This window comes from Variovorax sp. LjRoot290 (assembly GCF_964253985.1).
GTDB lineage: Bacteria > Pseudomonadota > Gammaproteobacteria > Burkholderiales > Burkholderiaceae_C > Variovorax.
Genome location: NZ_CAXURW020000002.1, coordinates 1162245 through 1179306 on the forward strand (window position 1 = coordinate 1162245; position 17062 = coordinate 1179306).

Below are 17062 nucleotides of genomic sequence, written 5' to 3' on the forward strand. Positions count from 1 at the left end.
CACACCATGGCAACCCAATCCACCCCCCATCTGCGAATTGCGGTCGACATCGGCGGCACCTTCACCGACATGGCCGCCTTCGACGAGGCCACCGGCAAGCTGTTGTTCGGCAAGGCGCTTTCGACACACGGCCAACTCGTCAATGGCATCCAGGCCACGCTGGACAGCGCCGACATCGATGTGCGCAACGGCCAGCTGTTCCTGCACGGCTCCACCATCGCCATCAACACGCTGCTGGAGCGCAACGGCGCCAACACGGCGCTGCTGATCACGGAAGGCTTTCGCGACATCTACGAGATCGGCCGCGTCAACCGCCCGGATGCCTACAACCTGTTCTTCAACAAGCACCAGCCGCTGGTCAAGCGATCGCTGCGCTTCGAAGTGGCCGAGCGCCTGCGGGCCGACGGCAGCTTGCACAAGCCGCTGGACGAGGGCTCGGTGCGCGAGCTGGCCCGCGAGCTGAAGGGGCAGAACATCGAGGCGGTGGCGGTGTTGCTGCTGCACTCGTATCGCAATCCGGCGCACGAGCAGCGCGTCAAGCGGATCCTGCAGGAAGAGCTGCCGGGCGCTTTCGTTTCCGCTTCGCACGAGCTTTCGCAGGAATACCGCGAGTTCGAGCGCGTCTCCACCGTCGTGGCCAACGCCTACGTCGGGCCCCGTGTCTCCGAATACCTCGGTCAACTCGAGACTCACCTTGCCGACAAGGGCTTCGGCGGCGACTTCTACGTCGTGCAGTCGACCGGTGGCCTGTTTCCGATCGAGCATGCGCGCGTCGGCTGCGTTCGCATGCTGGAGTCTGGCCCCGCGGCCGGCGTGATCGGTGCGCAGGCCATCTGTGCGCAACTCGGCATGGGCGATGCGATCGCCTTCGACATGGGCGGCACGACGGCCAAGGCGGGCGTGATCAGCGAGGGCCGGCCGCTCACGACGGGCTCGGCGCTCATCGGCGGCTACGAGCGCGCGCTGCCGATCCAGATTCCGATGATGGACATCCACGAGGTCGGCACCGGCGGTGGTTCGATCGCCCGCGTGGAGACGGGCAACGCGCTGCGTGTGGGGCCACAAAGCGCCGGCTCCATCCCGGGCCCGGTGGCCTATGGACGCGGCGGCAAGGAGCCGACCGTGACCGACGCCAACCTCGTGCTGGGCCGGCTCGACGCCGACAACTTCCTCGGCGGCGAACTCAAGCTCGACCTGGAAGGCTGCAGGCGCCAGATGACCGAGCGCGTGGCCGGCCCGCTGGGCCTGGACCCGACCGAAGCAGCCGACGGCATCCTGCGCATCGCGGTGACGCAGATGTCGCACGCAGTGAAGGCGGTGACCACCGAACGTGGCCTGGACGCCGGCAGCTTCACCATGGTGGTGTACGGCGGCGCCGGCCCGCTGCATGCCTCGGCGATCGCACGCGAGATCGGCATCCGCAAAGTGCTGATTCCGTACGCGCCGGGCTACTTCTCGGCCTACGGGATGCTGTTCTCCGACTTGCGCTATGACTACGTGCGCTCGGTATTCCGCAAGCTCAACGACGTCTCCTTCGAGGAAATTGAATCGGCCTACAAGACGATGGAAGACGAGGGTCGCGCTGCGCTGGCGCAGTCCGGCGTGAAGGCGGACGGCGTTGTGATCGAGCGTGCGGCTGACATGCGCTACGTGGGCCAAGAGCACGCGGTGACGGTCGACCTTCCGATAGCGTTCTTCGAGGGCAAGGACCGTTCGGCGATCAAGCAGCAATTCGACGAACTGCATAAGGTGCGCTACGGCACTTCGGCACCGAAAGAACCGGCTGACCTGGTGAGCCTGCGCGTCACCGTGCTCGGCATCATGAAGAAGCCGCCCAAGCACCGCGTGGACGAGGGTTCATCCAAGCCCGAGAAGGCGGCAGTGCGCGCGGTCAAGCCGGTGTACTTCCGCTCCGGCGGCTGGGCCGACACGCCCGTCTACAAGCGCGACCGGCTTCGCTCGGGCAACGTTGTCAGCGGCCCGGCGCTGATCGAGGAGCACGCCTCCACCACCGTGATGCAACCAGGCGATGAGATGCGCGTGGACGAACTCGGCAACCTTCAAATTTCCATCGGGAGCGACCGGTCATGAGCACCCCCCAAACCCAAGTGGCCGCGGTTGACCCGGTCACCGTCGAGATCATCCGCAACGGCCTGTACGCCGTGACGGAGGAGATGAAGACCAACCTCACGCGCACCGCCTACAACCTGATCATCTACGAGGCACTGGACTTCACCGTCGGGCTCTTCACCAAGGAGGGCGACACGGTCTCGATCGGCCTGGGCCTGCCGATGTTCATCCGGGGCATGTCCGAGACAGTGAAGGCGAAGATCAGGCACTTCGGCTACGAGAACATCCTGCCGGGCGACATCCTGGTCACCAACGACGCCTATACCACCGGCAGCCATCTGAACCACTTCACGTTCACGATGCCGGTGTTCCACGAGGGCAAGCTGGAAGGCTTCACCTGCTGCATGGCGCACTGGCTCGACGTGGGCGGCACGCTCGGCAACGTCACCACCGACATCTTCAGCGAGGGGATCCAGATCCCCATCATGAAGTACCAGCGCGAAGGCGTGGTCAACCAGGACCTGATCGACATCATCGCGATGAACGTGCGGCTGGCCGAGCGTGCGCTGGGCGACCTGCGCGCGCAGATCACGGCCATCACCACCGGCGAGCGCCGCTACGTGGAGCTTCTGCAGCGCTATGGCGCGGGTGCGGTGAACGGCTCGATCCGCCAGATCATGGATTCCTCGGAAGCTGTTGCGCGCAAGAACACCCTGTCGATTCCCGATGGCGTGTACGAGGCCGAATCCTTCATGGACGACGACGGTCTTGAGATCGGCAAGCGCATCCCCATCCGCGTCAAGGTGACCGTCTCAGGCGACGAGATGACGGTGGATTTGTCGGACGTCAGCAAGCAGGTTCGCGGCTTCTACAACTCGGGCTTCACGACCGGCATCGCCTGCGCGCAGGTGGCTTACAAGTGTTTGACCACGCCGACCGACTACCCGGTCAACGACGGAAGCTTCCGCTCGCTGAAGGTGATCATGCCCATGGGCACGGTGATCAGTGCCGAGCGGCCGTACCCGATGCGGGTGTGGATGACCTTCCCGATGACGGTGATCGACACCATCTTCAAGGCGCTGGCGCCTGCCATCCCGGATCGCTCGATCGCAGGCCACCACGCCGATCTGGTGTTCCCCAACATCCACGGCATATCTCCAGAGGACGGGCGTCTCTTTATCGTCGGCATCGGGCCGCTGGGAGGAGGTTGGGGCGCCAAGTCGAGGGAAGACGGCGTTTCGGTCACGGTCTGCATCAACGACGGCGACACCCACAACAGCCCCACCGAGCAGCTCGAGGCCAAGTATCCGGTGCTGGTCGAGAAGTACCAGATCCGGCAGGACAGTGCCGGCGCCGGTCAGTACCGCGGCGGGCTGGGCGCGGAGATGGTGGTGCAGGCGCTGTCGCCTTTCACCGTCACCACCCGCATCGATCGCGTCCACTGCAAGCCTTGGGGACTGGAAGGCGGTGGAGACGCCATGGGTAACGGCCTGGCCGTGCGTCACAAGGGTGAGTGGAAGACCGACCATCTGAACGCAAAGATCTTCAACGTGCGGCTGGAACGCGGCGACGCCTACAAGATGCTGTCGGGCGGCGGTGGCGGTTTCGGCGATCCGCTGGAACGCGAACTGGAACTGGTCGCAGAGGATGTGCGCGAGGGCTACGTGAGCAGCGAGGTGGCACGTCAGGTCTATCGCGTTGCGCTGGACTCCAAGGGCCAGGTCGACCAAGAAGCCACGCGCACGCTCCGGAAGGCGCCGAAGGCCCCGCGCAACGGCACCTCGCTCGACGTCGCCTGGGACGGGCAGTGAGCCTCGTCATGGCCGATGACGTGTCGCAGCGCGCCTCCAGGCTCTCACGCCTGTGGAGCGAGCTTGCGATGCGTCACGTCGCACTCGGGTCCAGCTGCGGCTGCGGCGCCGGCGGCGTGAGCCTCCAGCTGGTCGACTTTGAACTGGACATCGTGGACTACCTCGAGGATCAAGGCCTTCGCTCGGGTGTTTCCGAAGTGGAGGAATTCTTCCGGGCCCGTCCGACGTCTCAAGCCACCGGTCTCCCGCTTCAGACGCTCCTGGAAGATCTTGAACGCGACGAACTTCCGGGCCAAGCGAGCGAATGGTTGCTGGCAAGGCTGGAGCGAACCTTGAACTCTTTCGCTGAGCTTCACGGCCGGCGACAGCAGGGTGAGTCATGACCGGCCACTTCTCCTCGTTGCTGGGAGTTGACCAGCCCGGGCATGCGCGCGTGCCTGTGACGGTGCTGACCGGATTCCTTGGCAGCGGAAAGACGACGCTTCTCAACGAGCTGCTGCGCGAACCTGATCTGCACGGCACCGCAGTCATCGTCAACGAGTTTGGTGAAGTTGGAATCGACCACGACCTTATCGCCAACACGACGGAAGACACCATATTGTTGGCCAACGGCTGCATGTGTTGTGCGGTGCGCGGCGATCTCATCGGGGCGCTGGTGCGTCTCGGCGAACGCGGCGCATCAGATGGCTCAGCACTGCGCCATGTATTGATCGAGACAAGCGGTCTCGCCGACCCTGCGCCCATCCTCCGAACCGTGATGGGAGAGCCCGCCGTCAAGGATCGCTTCACATTGGCCGGCGTGTGCTGCACCGTCGACGCTGTTCTGGCGCCTGGCACGCTCGATCGATATTCCGAGGCCGTCAAGCAGGTCGCCATGGCCGATCACCTTTTTCTCACGAAAGCCGACCTGCTGGGCGAACCGATCTCGCAGCAGCTGTTGGACCTCGTGAGGAGCTTGAATCCCACAGGCGCAGTGCATCAGGAGCGCGGAGAGTACGTGGCAGTGCTGCGGCAGACGATGCAGACACCCGCTAGCGACGCACGGTCCTTCTCAGCGGAAAGTGGATCCTTCTACAGGCCGGTGCCAACCCCTGGCGATGCGGGCGATCCATCGGCCCACTCGGGCGGAATTACTTCGTTCGTGATCGTTCGCGACGATCCGTTGCCGCGAGACGGCTTCTTTGCCTGGCTCGACATGGTGATCGCGATGCGGGGCGAAGACCTGCTGCGCGTGAAAGGAATCGTCAACCTGCAGGAGCAGCCGGAGCAGCCGCTTGTGTTCCACGGCGTACAGCACCTGTACCAGCCACCCGAGTCATTGCCGGCCTGGCCAAGTGCGGACAGACGCACCCGGATTGTGTTCATCACCCGAGGCGTCGACGCAGAGTCGATGGACGAGTCGCTGCGCGTTTTCGAGCGACGACGACGCCCGAGACCGCCCGCGGCCTCTTCACCGGACACCTCATCTGAATCAACGGAGACTCCATGAAATCAATGAAAGCATTGGTCGCGTGCGCGATGCTCGCGGTCGCACCCGCATGGGCGCAGACTGCGAAATTCCCTGACCGCTTGATCCGCATCGTCGTTCCTTTCGCTGCCGGAGGCGGTGTAGACAACATCGCGCGCCTGCTGGCCAACCAGCTACACACGCAGCTCGGGGTGTCGGTGATTGTGGAAAACCGTGCCGGCGCGAACGGCGCGCTGGGCGGGAAGGCTGTCCAGACCGCAAACGCTGACGGCTATACGCTGCTGTTCTCCGCAGCCACGCACGTGCTGGCCAAGGAGGTCGTCGCCACGCCGCCTTACGACCCGCAAACGGACTTCTCCCCGATTGCACGCGTTGCCGAGGCGCCGCTGATGCTCGTCATCGCGCCCCAGCTCGAGCCTCGGAAGCTCACCGACGTGCTGGCTGCGGCGAGGAAGGAGCCGGACAAGTGGACGGCAGCCATTCCGGCTGCGGGTGCACCAAGTCACCTGGCCACGCTGCTTCTGGCCAAACAGGGAAACGTCAAGTTCACCTATGTTCCTTACAAGGGCACACAACCAGCGTTGGTGGACGTAGGGGGCGGACACGTGCAGCTCTTGATGGACTCGATGATCTCTGTGCTGCCGCTGGCCAAGGCAGGTCGCGTCCGACCCATCGCAATCACTTCAACCAAGCGCAGCCCTCTAGCGCCCGACGTTCCGACAGTGCAGGAGAGCGGGCTGCCGGGCTTCACATACGGGTCGTGGTACGGCGTGTGGGCGCCCAAGGGAACCCCCGCCGATCGGGTCCAGTTGCTCAACAGTGCCATCAACGCCGCCATGACTGAGTTGGGCAAGTCGGGCGCGCTGGCAAGCCTTGGCGTCGAGCCTGTGACTCAGGACGTCGACCAGTTCAAACGCTATGTCGCTGGTTTCGTGTCCCAAAGCGCTGAACTCCTCAAGAGTGCAGGCTTCAAGCCAGAGTGAAGACAGACGTACGCAACGCTTCATTTATCGAGATCAGAACCATGAACAGAAACATCATCGCGGCGGCAAGCATGCTGTCTTGCGTCACCGCGGCCACAGCCCAGTCGTCCGTCACGCTCTTCGGAGTCGTGGATGTCGGCGTTAGCTACTACAGCGCCAAGAGCGAGTTCTACAACAACACTGCCTCGCCCGTCATCCCACTGCCGAGCGTCACCCGAAGCCAGACGGCCTTGTCCAACAGCGGGACATCGAACAGCCGTCTGGGCTTTCGCGGCACAGAGGATCTTGGCGGTGGACTGGCCGCTGGCTTCTGGCTGGAAGCCGGCACTACGCCGGACAGCGGAGCTACCGGGGTTGCAAGTTTCAATCGACGGTCGACCGTCAGCTTGTCCGGACCCTTCGGTGAGGTTCGGTTGGGCCGCGACTTCACGCCGACCTTCTGGAACGACTCAGTGTTCAGCCCGTTCAGCACGATCGGCGTCGGCGCCAATGTCGTGTCGAGCGTCGGGACGAACTTGCAGGTGGTGAGAGGCCCTGGTTCCCCCGTAGCCGCTTCCGACAACTATCTTCGCACCAGCAACAGCATCGGCTACTTTCTTCCGCCCAACCTGGGCGGGCTGTATGGTCAACTGCAGTACGCCCTGCACGAGAGCGTTTCGCAGAGCAATGTGCCGGGAAGCCCTAGCCACAGGGGACGCTATTTCGGTGGCCGGTTGGGCTACGCGGCCGGGCCGCTCGATGTTGCCTTGGCTTACGGAGAGAGCACAGCAGCGGACGCCACGGGCCTGAATGCCGCTGGATTTCCCACTGGCGTCAACTTGGATGAGAAGATCAAGACCATCAATCTTGGCGCCTCCTACGATTTTGGAGTCGTGAAGGTTTTCGGTGAAGTCTCGCAAGTCACGGATCGGGCGTTGTCAACGGCGCCGGCGCCGGTGCTTGGTTCCGTCACGCTGCGTGATTCAGACAAGTACAAGGGCGGCCTTCTGGGCATCACCGTACCCGTCGGTCCGGGGCTTATCAAGGCAGCGTACTCCCGCGTCAAGTTCGACAACGACCTGGGCCCACTGGCGACCCCGCTGACACCGCGGCGCGACGCATCGGTCAACAAGCTTGCCGTCGGGTTCGACTACAACCTTTCCAAGCGCACGGCGCTCTACGCGACGGTTGCCCGGATTCGGATCAAGGACGGCCAGAACAATCCGGCGATCATGGGGGCGGTGACGGGCGGTGTGACGTATCTGTCTACAGGCGCAGGAGCGTCAGGATTGGCGCCGCGCAGTTCCACTGGATATGACTTTGGTATCCGTCACGCGTTTTGACGTGGCGAACTGATCTGATGGAGGACTGCTTCATCTCCTAGTAGCTTGAGCCTGTCCGGAATTTTGTGTGCGAGGCATAGCATGACGACCAGGAGCATGTATGCCAAGCAGGAAGACGACGAAGGCGGCAGTGGCCGCTGCGGCCGATGTACCCGGTGATCTTCTTCGACGCGCTTCGGGTGAAGATCCGCGAGGATGCGGTGGTGCGCACCAAGGCCATCTACGTTGCCCCGGGGTGTGCTGCCCGACGGCACGCGCGACATCCTGGGGCTGTGGATCGAGAACACGGAGGGCGCCAAGTTCTGGCTGAAGGTGTTCAACGACCTGAGGACACGCGGCGTGAGCGACATCCTGATCGCCGTCACCGATGGCCTCAAGGGCATCGGCGAGGCGCTCGGCGCGGTGTTCCCGGCCACCACGCTGCAGACGTGCATCGTGCACCTGATCCGCAACAGCCTGGACTACGCGAGTTGGAAGGACCGCAAGCTGCTTGCTGCACTGGCCGAAGAGGGCAGGCGTTGGGGAGCGTACTGCTACTCGGCGAGACAGCCATCGGCGCAAGGACTGCGGCGCTGCCGAGGCGTTGCTCTCCGCCTGATCACATGGCTCCGCATTCTGCCGCTCACGGGATTGAAAGGAGAGGCGGCCAGTCCCGATGGCAGCGCATCACACTCCGCTCCTCTCGCCTTCAGGCACGCGTAAAGGCGACACCCGTTGCCGCTTCCACGAAACCTGGTCACATGCAGCGACTCTCGCGGGCGGGGCCCATGAGCGGCCCGCAGAAAGTCTGCCTGCGCCCAACCTCGTGCCTTGGGCGTCGGTCTTCGATCCCTTCCTGCAGGAGGGGGCAAGTTTCCTCGTGCGACTGATCCCGGAAACGGCGAAGGCTGCCACTGGCCTCCGGCGACGGCGACGCATGCCCAGGGCCGCAGGTTGAACCAAAACGGCCTGCCGTGCAACCTAACTGGCGCACCGTGTCAAGCCTCATGTCGAAGGGAAGTCTTCGGACCAGGCACGTCCCGATGCGTCCACGTCACTCCGTCGAACCTTCCACCCTTCCATGACCCGCACCATGTCCGACCATCGCACCGACCCGCGCGCCCTCATGGCGCTTCGACTGCCGCGCGCCATGCAGCCGCTCCTCACTTGGCTGACCGGCCGCCCCGCGCCCAGCGAGTGCGCCCGCGTACGCGCCCCGTGGACCTTCCTGCTCGAGGCGCTCGCATGGACTGTGCTCGGGCAGCTGGTCGGCACCGTCGGCTTCGCGACGCATGGCCTGATATCGGCCGCACTGATCGCGCTTTCGCTGGTATTGACGACTGCTGGCGTCAGCCTGTTCCAGATCGCCGTGTTCCACCGATGCGCGCACGCTCAGCTCTTCGCCGTCCGCCGGCGCAACCGGGATGTCGGCCGGCTGGTCTCCGCGCTTCTGCTTTTCAAGCACTTCGATCGCTACCAGCAAGAGCACATGAGTCACCACAGCGTCCGCACGCTCCTCACCGAGGGCGACGAGTTCACCGACTTCGTGCTCGGCTTGTGCCGGCTCGAGCCGGGGATGCCCAAGCGGCAGCTTTGGCGCTGCGTGCTGACGAGCCTGGCGTCGCCACGCTTCCACACCCGCTTTCTGGTACATCGGGCGCGGATGTCTTGGATGTCGGGTGACCGCCTGCATGACACGGTCGGCATCACCAGTTGGGCGCTTGGTGCGGCCGGCTGCGCGGCGGCCGGGTGGCTGATACCGTTCTTCGTGCTCTGGGTGCTGCCGCTCACGTTGCTGCTGCAGTTGGTCACGGTCGGCCGCATCCTCATCGAGCACCGCTTTCCCGATCCGTCGCACAGCGGCGATAGGGACAAGGTGTTTCAGTGTCGCGTCACGCTTGGCGTGTTTCCTGGCTCCGCACCGCCGGCGCACGACGCCGCCACGCTACGTGGTCTCGTGGCGTGGGCCAGCTGGTGGGCCGACATGCTTACCGTCCAGCTGCTGGTGCGCGTCGTTGTGCTGGTCGCGGACACGCCGTGCCACGACTTCCATCACCGCCGCCCCTCTTCGCCGCGCTGGACCGAATACGCGCACGCGAGGCAGGACGACCTCGACGCCGGTTGCCCAGGCTATCCAATCAACTATGGCGAGACGTGGGGACTGATCCGTGCGATCGACGAAAACTTGGCGGCGTTGTCGAGCCTGCCGCGCGACGCGAGCGCTGGACGATGAGCGGCGCCGGACCAAGCCGCGGCCGGCAGCTCGTGCAGCGTGCTGTGGTCGCCGTTTCGGTTGTCGCTCCTCTTGGCTCAATGTTCGCTTATGGCGTCACAAACGAAGTACCGCTTGTGGCCGCCAGTTCCACTTCACCGGCCGCGGTCGAAGGTCAGCTTCGCTGCATACCTGTCGTTCGGCGCCCGACGTCGACGGACCGCAACGGGCCCCAACCGGCGGTTGCGAGCTAACCGGCGGCGGCTCGTGATCCCCTCGCGCGGCCCCCGGCAAAAGCGGCATCGCGCCCCGAAAACTGAGACAGCCGCCTGCATCGAGGAACCGCCCTTGACGGGCCGAGCGCCGAAGCATCCTCTACCAGCGCCGACTGACTGTCAGCCCAAGCATGAGGCTTCAGGGTTACGCCAGTATTGAGGGACTAGAGCGGCGCGCCGCGGGTGGCTCGCTCTTGCACGCGCCAGGACAATTGCTGTCCGATCGGCCTCGCGAGGATCGGCGGGTTCGACCGCTTTGTCCGGTCTGCGCCCTCCATCTCCTGTAGCTGGCTGACGACTTCTTTGCAGAGATCGTCGTCCCGCCCGTACTTGGCCTGCAGCTTCGTGGCAAGGACTTCAAGGCTTTGCGAATAGCGGCTCATGAGTGCGGTCTCCTCAGTTTCGCCAGCCTACAAGGTTTTGGAAGTAGACAAAGCGGCATCGGGCAACCAGCTGTAAGGGCAGCACCAAGAGCGCGGGTAGCCGGATCGCCGCCGCACTCGCAGCGCCATGAACAGAACAGTTGCTAACCAAATCGCAGCGCCCGACGCATTCTGCGTCCGATCGGCTCTGGATCTTCGTCTTCGCCGATCAGCCTCGGCCCGATCATGCGATCGGCGACCAGGCTCTTCAGGGGGCAACCCCACCGTCGAGCGCGTCCTCCCAACTGTCGAATACCTCCGCGCTGCCGAAGAGCACCGTGAAACCAGTGGGATCGTCAATGCTCTCGATCAGGAGCCAGTGGAAGACGCCGTACTCCGATTCCTCCACGGTCACGGCGATCGTTCTGAAATGAAACTGTCTCGCTTAAGCCGGAGTGACCTGCACGGCGTAGCCGATCTGTTGAAGTCTTCGGATCAGACGGTTGGCGGTTTTGTGGGCGTCGGCGCGGTCGAAGTGGGCGGCGCCCAGGTCGTGCCATTCGGTGCCGTCGCGCAGCATGTGCCAAGCGGCGGTGAGCATCGAGGCGGCCACGGCGATGATGGCCTTCTTGGCGCCGCGGCGAGCGCGCAGGCGGTGGAACTGCGCTTGCAGGTAGCCGCCCTTGACCCTCACGGCGGACCATGCGGCCTGCACCAGCGTGGTCTTGAGCCATTTGCCGCCGCGGCGCAATCGGGTGGAGCGGCGCTTGCCGGCGCTCTCGTCGTTGCGCGGGCACAGGCAGGCCCAGGACAGGAGATGGCCGGGCGTGGCGAAGCGCGACATGTCGATGCCGATCTCGGCCACGATCACATGGGCGCTGACCGCGCTCAGGCCCGGCATGGTGCTCAGGAGCCTGGCGGCCTGTCGAAACGGCTCGAGCCCCAGGCCCACCTCCTTTTCGATGTCGGCGATGGCCTGGTCCAGCGCGTCGATGTGGCCCAGGTGCAGCTTGAGCATGAAGCGGTGGTGCGCGCTGACGCGCCCGCGCAGCGCTTCGAGCAGCTCGGCGCGGCTGGCCTTGACGCGGGTGGCAATGCACGAGGCCAGGCGTTCGGGCTCGGTCTGGCCGTCGATGAGGGCCTGCAGCACCGCGCGCCCGGCCCAGGATGTCGCTGAGCACGACGCTGAGCTTGAGATTGGCGTCTTCGAGCACCTTCTCGATGCGCTGCGCGTGGGCGCTCCTCTCGCGCACGAACTGCTTGCGCGTGCGCGTGAGGGTGCGCAACTCCTGCACGGCCACCGGCGGCACGAAGCTGGCGCGGATCAGGCCGTGGGCCAGCAGGTCCGCCAGCCACATCGCGTCGTTGACGTCGGTCTTGCGCCCGGGCACGTTCTTCACGTGCGCGGCGTTGGCCAGCACCAGCTCGAAGTGGCCCTCGAGCACGTGCCACACCGGCTTCCAGTACACGCCGGTGGCCTCCATGCCCACGTGCTCGACGCCCAAGGAATCGAGCCAGTCGGTCAGGGCCAACAGGCCCGAGGTGGTCGTGGCGAAGGTGCGCACTTCCTGCAACGGCGGTGCGTCGCCGGCGATGCCCACGCACGCCACCACCGTCTGCTTGTGCACGTCCAGGCCCGCGCAGCGCGGATAGATGACTTCCATGATCGCCTCCAATGCGCGGCGACATCGGCGTGCGGCCCACGTCATCGAAGTCTGAAATGCGTGCTCAGGGGCGCAAGGCCCGAGGCGACAGTACGGGGTGCTCGTGGGGCCGCGGGTCCAACTCATATACGGGTTCGAGGCACCAAGTACAAACCGACCTCTTTGCCGGACGCCGCCAATCAATTACAGCAAAGTTTCATGCGTCGCGGGTCACGCGATAGCGTGATGGAAAACTGAGATGTTCGGTCATGGACAAGAACCCTGCGCTGCAGCCCGCTTGGCCTTCCATAAGTCTAGACCGCGCACATGACAACTTCCGCCGCGAGCGCGAGTTGTAAGCGCAGCAACGCTCAATCGGGCAATTGCCGCAGTTCATCGTGCGACTGACGCTCAGGGGTTGCCAGCACAAGCGCTCGGTCGAAACGATGGGTTACATTTATTGATTTGCGCGCTAATCATTAGCGCGCTACATTAATCCCCGTGGCGGATCCACACAACCACTTCAACTTATCCATCTAGGAGAACTCATCATGAATGCCATCGCATTGAGCATCGTTCTGGTCCACGGCGGTTTCGTCGACGGTTCCGGCTGGCAAGGTGTCTACGACGTCCTGAAGAAGGACGGCTACAACGTCACCGTTGTCCAAAATCCCACCACCTCGCTGGCCGACGACGTCGCCGTGACCCAGCGCGCGATCGCTGCCCAGAAGGGTCCGGTCCTTCTGGTCGGCCATTCCTACGGCGGCGTGGTCATCACCGAGGCTGGCAATGACCCCAAGGTCAAGGGCCTGGTCTACGTCGCCGCGTTTGCCCCGGACAAGGGCGAATCGGTTGCTTCGCTGATCAAGGATCCGCCGCCCGGTGCACCGGTGCCGCCCATCCTGCCGCCGCAAGACGGCTTCCTGTTCCTCGACCGGGCCAAGTTCGCTGCGTCCTTCGCGGCCGACGTTGGCGAGAAGCAAGCCCGCTTCATGGCTGCATCCCAAGTGCCTTGGGGGGTGCAAGCACTGACCGGCACGATCACGGAAGCGTCGTGGAAATCCAAGCCGAGCTGGTACTTGGTGGCGAAGGACGACAAGATGATTCCCCCTCCCGCGCAACGGCAGATGTCGCAGCGCGCCGGATCCAGCGTGACCGAGGTGCCGGGCAGCCATGCGGTGTACGTGTCCCGTCCCAAAGCGGTCGCCGAGATCATCGAGAAGGCGGCCCGCGAGATCGCGGCGAAGCAGCCCAGCTGAGTATTGCGGCTGACCCAGGGGTGCCCGTCCGCCGGTTGCGGACGGGCGCCTCGGCACGCGGCATTTGATAACCTCCAAGGTCCAGAACGTAGAGACGGGCATGGCTGAACGATCAAAGAAGAAGGCTCAGGATGCAAGCCAGGGCAAGTTCCCGACCTTGGACCAGAAGCTGTGCTTTGCCATCTACGCGAGTTCGCTGGCGATGCTGCAGAGCTACAAACCCCTGCTTGCCGAACTCGGCATCACCTACCCCCAGTATCTTGTCATGCTCGTCCTCTGGGAGCAGGACGGCGTCTCTATCAAGCGCCTCTCCGAGCGGTTGGGTCTCGATTCGGGCTCGGTGACACCCCTGGTCAAGCGCTTGGAGGAAGCATCATTCTTGACACGCCGGCGTGATCCCCAGGACGAACGCAATCTTGTCGTCGAGCTGACAGCTGCAGGGCGGCAGTTGCAGGAGAAGGCAGAGCAGGCCAGCAGCCAGTTCGTGAACGCTTGCAGCTTGAGCCAGTCAGAGGGCGGAGACTTGCGCGAAAGGCTGGCAGTGCTGACAAGAACCCTTCGCGCAGAAGACTCCAAGCGGTAGCGGCTGCTCGGGCCGACCGAGCAAAGCCTCGGTCGCAAGACCGTGACGCTGTTCGCTCAATCCTCAACTTGCGAGGCCCAGAATGAAGAGGCGAACTGCAGCAAACTCTTGCCCCGATGGTCCTGCTCCCCAGCGCTCCCGATTCAACCGACAAAGCTGCCGTTGGCGTTCAGGAGCGTCTGGCGCACGAAGCTGCTGGCGCGGCCCTTGTCTGCGGACTCGAAGCGCCAGCCATCGAGATCGATCGCGCGCCGCCGCTGGAACTCGGCTAGCACCCGTGCCCGCGTGGGGTTCTGCCCCGCGCCCGCCAGCACCGCGGCCGCATAGCGGCCCGCCAGGTAGCCTGCCAGGCTCACTGGCGTCGGTGCCTCGTCGAACAGGCGCTGCAACGCATCGCGATACGCGCGCACCACCGGCACCTTGCTGGAATTCGGATCGGGAACGACCTGCGTGAAGATGATGGGCACCGACTTGCCGGGATTCAACTGGAGGAAGGTGTTGGTGTCCACATCCGACAGACATATCACGTAGCGCTGCATGGCGCGTTGGGCGAGGCCGCGGGTGAACAAGGCCAGATCGATGGCGCCGCCCATGAACAACAGAAAGATCGGGGTGTCGGGCGGAAGCTTCGACGCGAAGATCGCAAGGTCCTGGCCGGCTGGGACGGTCAATGCGCGCGTCCTGACCTGCAGACGAGCGGTGATCGCATTGGTGCCCGTCTGCAAGGCCGCGGCGTGTCTGGGACTCGAATAGATCACGCCGAGGTCGGATATGCCCATCGAGGCCAAGTTCTTCAGCACGTAGCGGATCTGATCTTCGCGCGAGGCGAAAAGACCGAACAGGCGCGGGTCGCCATCGAACTGCGAATCGGCGAGCCACGGTGCCACGTGCGCGATGTCCAGCTTGGCCTGCGCTGCCTCTCCAAGGCTCGCGAGCGCCAAGCCTTCGCCGACGGTGCCGAGCAGGGCGAGCTGGGCAGGGTCATCTTTCAGCGCCTGAATTGCCTTGCGAACAGCACTGGGCGTGCCGTCGGTCTCGACGGTCGAGAGCTGCAACGCCAGGCCGCTCGTCTTCTTCAGATCGGCGAAGGCCAGCCGGATGCCGGCCGCGTAGTCGCGCGAGATCTCCTGTTGGTCGGGCGACACATCCAACAACTGCGTGAGCCGCAACGCTGCACCCTCGGATGCGCGCGGTTGCGCGAGGGACGTCGTGGCCGGTGAGGCCAGCAGTGCAAGGCTCGCCGCGCCGGCAGCGGCGAGCACGACTTGGCGCCGTCGAGCGGAATGGAAAGGGTTCATGGCGGGGCATTCTAGAAGTCCGATTTGTCATCCTGACCTGTGCGCGCCATGCCCGCGAGCAGTGCGTCACGTTCTGCGGTCGTTCTTTGACGCGGGAGCTATGGCGCGGGCGCGCGGCGCGCGCTCGAGATCGCCGCAGCCGGCCAGCACAGCCTGCTAAGCGTCACACGCATGTCAACGGCTTGACACGACACATGGCCAGCATCGCGCGCATTCCATTACTCGACCGAGGAATGACATGCGTTCGATCCCATCCGTCGTGCGGCACGCCCTCACGCCGCTCACCGCGTCCTTGCTGCTGACCGCCGGTGCCGCTCATGCGCAGATGCTGATCGGCTGGGCCCAGATGCCGGCCGCCACCTTCGCCGACGGCCCGACGTCCGGGCAGTTCACCGCGCCCAACACCTACGGCACGAACGTGCCGCCGTACGTCGGCAAGCAGCCCGTTCAGGGCTTTTCGGGCGTGCTCGACGGGCCGCGCAAGGACGTGTTCCAGTTCCTGGTCGACAACGGCTTCGGCTCGCAGGCGAGCTCGGCCGACGCGCTGCTGCGCAGTTATGCGCTGCACATCCTCTGGCGCACGCCCAAGGGCGGCCGCGGCACGATCGAGCCGGCCGACCTGGACAGCGGCAAGGCCCGCCCATGGTTCGACGCGCGCACGCGACTGCAGTTGAACGATGCGCACCGCAAGCTGACGGTCCCGATCCAGGCCGACTACGCGAACTACTACAACAATCCGGCCAACGCGCCGGTCGACCGCGGCATCCGTGCCGGCCGCCTGCTCACCGGCGCCGACTTCGACGTCGAGTCGTTCCGCCGCGACCGCCAGGGCAACTACTGGTTCGGCGACGAGTTCGGCCCGTACCTGATCAAGACCGACGCGAACGGCACCGTGCTGCGCAGCGAGATCCCGCTGCCGGGCGTCTACGCGCCGCAGCACAAGGACGTGATCGCAGGCAAGGTGACGGCAAACCTGCCGAGCTCGGGCGGCTTCGAAGGCATGGCGATCAACAAGAGCGAGACCAAGCTCTACACGCTGCTCGAAGGCCTGGTGGCTGGCGACCCCGCAAAGACGCGCCGCATCAACGAATTCGATCTCGCGAAAGAACACTACACCGGTCGCAGCTACGTCTATCCGCTCGATCTGAACGGCACCAACATCGGCGACATGGTCGCGGTCGATGATCGCCGCTTCATCGTGCTCGAGCGCAACGGCAGCACGGCCACCTCGCCGAATCCGGCCCCATTCAAGAAGGTGTTCCTGATCGACCTGCAGGGCGTGCCTGAAGGCGGCACGGTGCGCAAGACCGAGCTCGTCGACCTGATGAACCTCGCCGATCCGTTCGACCTGAACGCCGACGGCCAGAGGATCTTCACGTTCCCGTACACGACGATCGAGGACGTGCTGGTGCTTGGCCCCCGCACGCTACTTGTCGTCAATGACAACAACTTCCCGTATGGCGGCGGACGCGAGCTGGCGTCCGACAACACCGAGTTCCTGAAGATCCGTCTGCCGTTCTCGCTGACGAACGACGACGATGATCACGATCACCACGGCCAAAACGATCATGATCAGGGCCACGGCCGCGATCGCGACCATCGCGGAGGAAGCTACGACTGGGACGACGACTGAGCACAACCGCGCGGCGCGCCGTCAGTGCGTCGCGACTACGAGGCTTCGCCGAAGAAGCCATTTGCGAAGTAGGCCGCGAAGACGTCGTCTCCGGTCGTGGCGCATGCCGCTCCCGCTACGGATGAAGCCAATGAAGACGAAGGCCGCAGGACAACCGCAGCGCA

Annotated in this window: 13 protein-coding genes and 2 pseudogenes; 11 read left to right on the top strand and 4 right to left on the bottom strand. The window is 64.6% G+C overall.

The genetic code is table 11. The annotated features are described in order from the left end of the window. The first annotated feature begins 6 nt into the window (after window positions 1–6). The 8 genes and pseudogenes from ACSQ9A_RS34600 to ACSQ9A_RS34635 all read left to right on the top strand — a co-directional run bounded on the left by ACSQ9A_RS34600 (window position 7) and on the right by ACSQ9A_RS34635 (window position 9866). The gene (locus ACSQ9A_RS34600) at window positions 7–2091 is read left to right on the top strand and encodes a hydantoinase/oxoprolinase family protein (protein ID WP_436307274.1); all 2085 of its coding nucleotides are present in this window, start codon (window positions 7–9) and stop codon (window positions 2089–2091) included. After that, complete coding sequence (locus ACSQ9A_RS34605) at window positions 2088–3881, top strand: hydantoinase B/oxoprolinase family protein (protein ID WP_436307275.1); 1794 nt, start codon at window positions 2088–2090, stop codon at window positions 3879–3881. Before ACSQ9A_RS34600 ends, ACSQ9A_RS34605 begins: the two co-directional genes overlap by 4 nt. Before the next feature lie 8 nt (window positions 3882–3889). Beyond that, window positions 3890–4264 carry a hypothetical protein gene (locus tag ACSQ9A_RS34610; protein ID WP_436307276.1) on the top strand — a complete coding sequence of 125 codons (375 nt, stop codon included), beginning with the start codon at window positions 3890–3892 and terminating at the stop codon, window positions 4262–4264. After that, entirely contained in the window at window positions 4261–5370 is a 1110-nt protein-coding gene (locus ACSQ9A_RS34615) for a CobW family GTP-binding protein (protein ID WP_436307277.1), read from the top strand. Before ACSQ9A_RS34610 ends, ACSQ9A_RS34615 begins: the two co-directional genes overlap by 4 nt. After that, window positions 5367–6332: a Bug family tripartite tricarboxylate transporter substrate binding protein gene (locus tag ACSQ9A_RS34620; RefSeq protein WP_436307278.1), complete on the top strand. Its 966-nt coding sequence runs from the start codon at window positions 5367–5369 to the stop codon at window positions 6330–6332. Before ACSQ9A_RS34615 ends, ACSQ9A_RS34620 begins: the two co-directional genes overlap by 4 nt. Before the next feature lie 41 nt (window positions 6333–6373). Further along, window positions 6374–7654, top strand: coding sequence for a porin (locus ACSQ9A_RS34625; protein ID WP_436307279.1), 1281 nt, complete (start codon window positions 6374–6376; stop codon window positions 7652–7654). A gap of 134 nt (window positions 7655–7788) precedes the next feature. Further along, window positions 7789–8152: pseudogene (locus ACSQ9A_RS34630) on the top strand (IS256 family transposase); the annotation flags it as partial. A 562-nt stretch (window positions 8153–8714) separates the two neighbouring features. Beyond that, window positions 8715–9866, top strand: a complete 1152-nt coding sequence (locus ACSQ9A_RS34635) for a fatty acid desaturase (protein WP_436307280.1) — start codon at window positions 8715–8717, stop codon at window positions 9864–9866. 418 nt (window positions 9867–10284) lie between these two features. Here the strand turns inward: ACSQ9A_RS34635 and ACSQ9A_RS34640 are convergent, their stop codons facing one another. From ACSQ9A_RS34640 to ACSQ9A_RS34650, 3 genes and pseudogenes are all read right to left on the bottom strand, one after another. Continuing rightward, a complete protein-coding gene (locus tag ACSQ9A_RS34640) occupies window positions 10285–10503 on the bottom strand; it encodes a hypothetical protein (RefSeq protein WP_436307281.1) in 219 nt (72 codons plus the stop codon). 247 nt (window positions 10504–10750) lie between these two features. After that, complete coding sequence (locus tag ACSQ9A_RS34645; protein WP_436307282.1) at window positions 10751–10897, bottom strand: hypothetical protein; 147 nt, start codon at window positions 10895–10897, stop codon at window positions 10751–10753. Between the two features lie 30 nt (window positions 10898–10927). Continuing rightward, window positions 10928–12146, bottom strand: a pseudogene (locus ACSQ9A_RS34650) (IS110 family transposase). A 530-nt stretch (window positions 12147–12676) separates the two neighbouring features. Between ACSQ9A_RS34650 and ACSQ9A_RS34655 the strand changes: the two are divergent. Continuing rightward, the gene (locus ACSQ9A_RS34655; RefSeq protein ID WP_436307283.1) at window positions 12677–13384 is read left to right on the top strand and encodes an alpha/beta hydrolase; all 708 of its coding nucleotides are present in this window, start codon (window positions 12677–12679) and stop codon (window positions 13382–13384) included. A gap of 100 nt (window positions 13385–13484) precedes the next feature. Further along, a complete protein-coding gene (locus ACSQ9A_RS34660; RefSeq protein WP_436307284.1) occupies window positions 13485–13967 on the top strand; it encodes a MarR family winged helix-turn-helix transcriptional regulator in 483 nt (160 codons plus the stop codon). A 143-nt stretch (window positions 13968–14110) separates the two neighbouring features. On the opposite strand, the gene ACSQ9A_RS34665 is transcribed toward ACSQ9A_RS34660, so the two are convergent. Beyond that, a complete protein-coding gene (locus ACSQ9A_RS34665; RefSeq protein ID WP_436307285.1) occupies window positions 14111–15265 on the bottom strand; it encodes an ABC transporter substrate-binding protein in 1155 nt (384 codons plus the stop codon). A 238-nt stretch (window positions 15266–15503) separates the two neighbouring features. Here ACSQ9A_RS34665 and ACSQ9A_RS34670 point away from each other — a divergent pair, with 238 nt between their 5' ends. Further along, window positions 15504–16898 (top strand): esterase-like activity of phytase family protein, encoded by a 1395-nt coding sequence (locus ACSQ9A_RS34670; RefSeq protein WP_436307286.1) that lies wholly within the window; start codon window positions 15504–15506, stop codon window positions 16896–16898. Window positions 16899–17062 lie beyond the last annotated feature (164 nt).